This window comes from Ruegeria sp. BG6, assembly GCF_056538465.1.
The window spans coordinates 1-2,563 of record NZ_JBQFTB010000036.1 but is presented as its reverse complement, the minus strand read 5'-3'; the positions used below and the strand labels follow the sequence as shown (position 1 = coordinate 2,563).

At 52.6% G+C, this 2,563-nt stretch carries 1 protein-coding gene; it reads right to left on the bottom strand.

The genetic code is table 11. The features are described 5' to 3' along the window. Positions 1–233: 233 nt before the first annotated feature. A complete protein-coding gene (locus ACR0JW_RS23775; RefSeq protein ID WP_480535589.1) occupies positions 234–1,943 on the bottom strand; it encodes a sulfatase-like hydrolase/transferase in 1,710 nt (569 codons plus the stop codon). Positions 1,944–2,563: the final 620 nt, after the last annotated feature.

Genomic DNA, 2,563 nt, shown 5'->3' with positions numbered 1-2,563 from the left:
GCAGTTGCTTCTTTATTTAGATGCAGGAGGTTGCTCGGTTTATACGGGAGCGGACGTTCAGGTTTTTTGGTTGAATGTCTGGTTTGCGGACAAAGCTGCCGTTCACTGCGGTGTCGAGTTGGGGGCCGCGTGAACGACATCTTTGCTACCCAAAGGCTGAATTCGAAAGTCGTTTCTTTTCGATTGTGGAGTTTGCCAACGAAGACCCGCAATTTGCGGGCCCCTTTTTGCAGTCAATCTCCCCAATCAAAATCCATCATTTCGAAGCTGGGCTGACGCTGAATAAACTCCTGCACGGTTACCGGCAGGCCTTGCAGATTTCGTTCAAGCCTGTCCGCAATTGCAAGAGTTTCTGGACGGGCGTTTGATAACCCTGTCAGAGGAATTCCACGTGCGTTTGGTTTATCGGGATACTGTTCTTTCAGCAGCTCGTGTCGCATACGCATCATCTTGAATTGTCCAAGAGTGTGAATGAGAGGAACCAAGTGGGGGCTTTCTTCGTGTGGATCTTGGTAAAGGTCGTAGTATGACGCACCGATACCAGATGCGGCGCCCGGGTCCGCTGATATCCAATGCTGCTTGTAACGCCCTTTCACAGTGGCCGCGAGTGTGTGACCTTGGTAAATATGCACCCAATCACGACGCGAGAAAGTATCTCCGTTCAACAGCAATGAGCTCTGGTCGACGCCATCGATAACGCGGTCGCGAGGGATGTGATCTGTTGCTCCGGCAATAGTTGCGAAGGTTGTAAACAAATCTGTGACGTGTACCATGTCGCCAACCAATTGACCGCCATCAATCGTACCGGGCCACCACGCAAACGCCGGCACACGAACGCCGCCTTCGGTAAAATCACCTTTTCCACCTGAAAACATGATTTGCGTCATGCCCCACCCTGGCGGAGGATTGTGAACCATTGGCCCATTGTCCGCCATCGCCACGAAGATTGTGTTCTCGGCGATACCAAGGCTCTCAAGTTCATCCATCACTTGACCAACGAACAGATCAAGCCTGTGATATGCCTCAGCGACTTTGCCACCATTCAATGTGTTTCGTTCGATATCCGGCTGAAGGAAATTCAGCCAATTGGGCCAATACTGTACGTAGAATGGTTTTTCGGCTTCAGCGTTCCGTCGGATGAAGTTGATCATCCTGTCTTGGCTTTCGGGATCGACTTTGGAATACCATTCGTTGTTAGGTAATCCCCATTCTTCCCCTAGTTCGCCTTTTCGCCCGTCAATCGTCTGAACCCAACCTTCAGGAAGAAGACCCGGGTCATCTAACTTGTATGGGTCTTCTGGACCAATATTGGGGAACCCAAGCGTTGCATTGGCAGCGGAACCCATAGCGTCATAGAGAGATGTTATTTGGTTCATCGGGGTGAAAAGAGCTTCGTCGAAACCTTGGTTGTGCAAGTAGCTTTCTTCGATGTCCCCCAGATGCCCTTTTCCATAGTGCGCAGTTGCATAGCCAACTTCGGACAGTACTTCGGCAATCGTAACCTCGTCACCTCGTAGACCCGCGTACTCATGGGGCATCCCCACGACACCCATGCCATGTCTGACAGGGATGCGACCTGTTAGAAATGCGGCTCGAGTTGGAGTGCAAGACGGCTCGGAGTACATCCGAGTGAAGTTAATTCCTTCGGCCGCCATTTCGTTTAGATTAGGCGTCGAAAACCCAAGAGTTTGTTGAATTCCCGGAAAGCCCACGATGCCAAACGGCTGATCGTCCCAAAGAATATAGACGATGTTTGGTGGCCGCCCGTGTTCTTCTTTGAGTTCCGCCAATCTCGTTTGAATGGCTGCATCCTCTTCTGCCCAGCGATCTCCATGCTGTGCATTTAGTACAAAAAACTCTGCATCGTGAATAATTTGGTTGTCTTGCGCGGCGGCGACAGATGCCCACATCGCTGCGGATGCGATCAGTACCTTCTTCATCATTCGGTCGTTTCCCCCATGTTCTGATCTTCCAACCATACCAAAAGTCATTAGAGTATCTTGCCAGCAAAGGAATAGAAGATTGGTCGACGACCGCTTCACTCGATGCGTGTCCGATAGAACAGCAAAACTAACGACACGTCCAGCAGTATGAAACTGTCCGCTCCGGGCTCTCAGCAGCCATTCGCTGCACTAGGCTTGAACTTCCGCTCACCCCACCAAAGCCCCCGCAAACCGCCAGCACTAGCGACCACCGCCAGCACCCGGAACGACTCGTCAGCGGTCCAGTCCTACGGATGCCGTCAGCGCCAGTAAGCGGCCTCTCCGGCGGTCGAAAATATCCCGTGCTGACCCGCTGACGCTCCATTCCGCCCGTCGCTTCACCCTCTAAATGCCCCCGAAACCGCCCCAGTTTCGGTCACCGGTTGGAAAAGTTGATAGGTTTCATCGGTGGGGAAGGTTTCCTACCACCCCAGCCAGGTCATCGGAACATCGTTACTTCGATACCCGTGGCACCCGTTTGCTACGGAACATGCCCCCGTTTATGCCCCAGTGGTTTCGGGTGTTTCGGGTGTTGAGGGTGGGCCCTCTGAGGTCGTTGAAGGCCCATGCCACAGGTCATA

Bases quoted from the DNA above. Each gene is read 5' to 3' on its own strand.
- ACR0JW_RS23775 (WP_480535589.1), bottom strand. From the start codon at position 1,943: ATGATGAAGAAGGTACTGATCGCATCCGCAGCGATGTGGGCATCTGTC.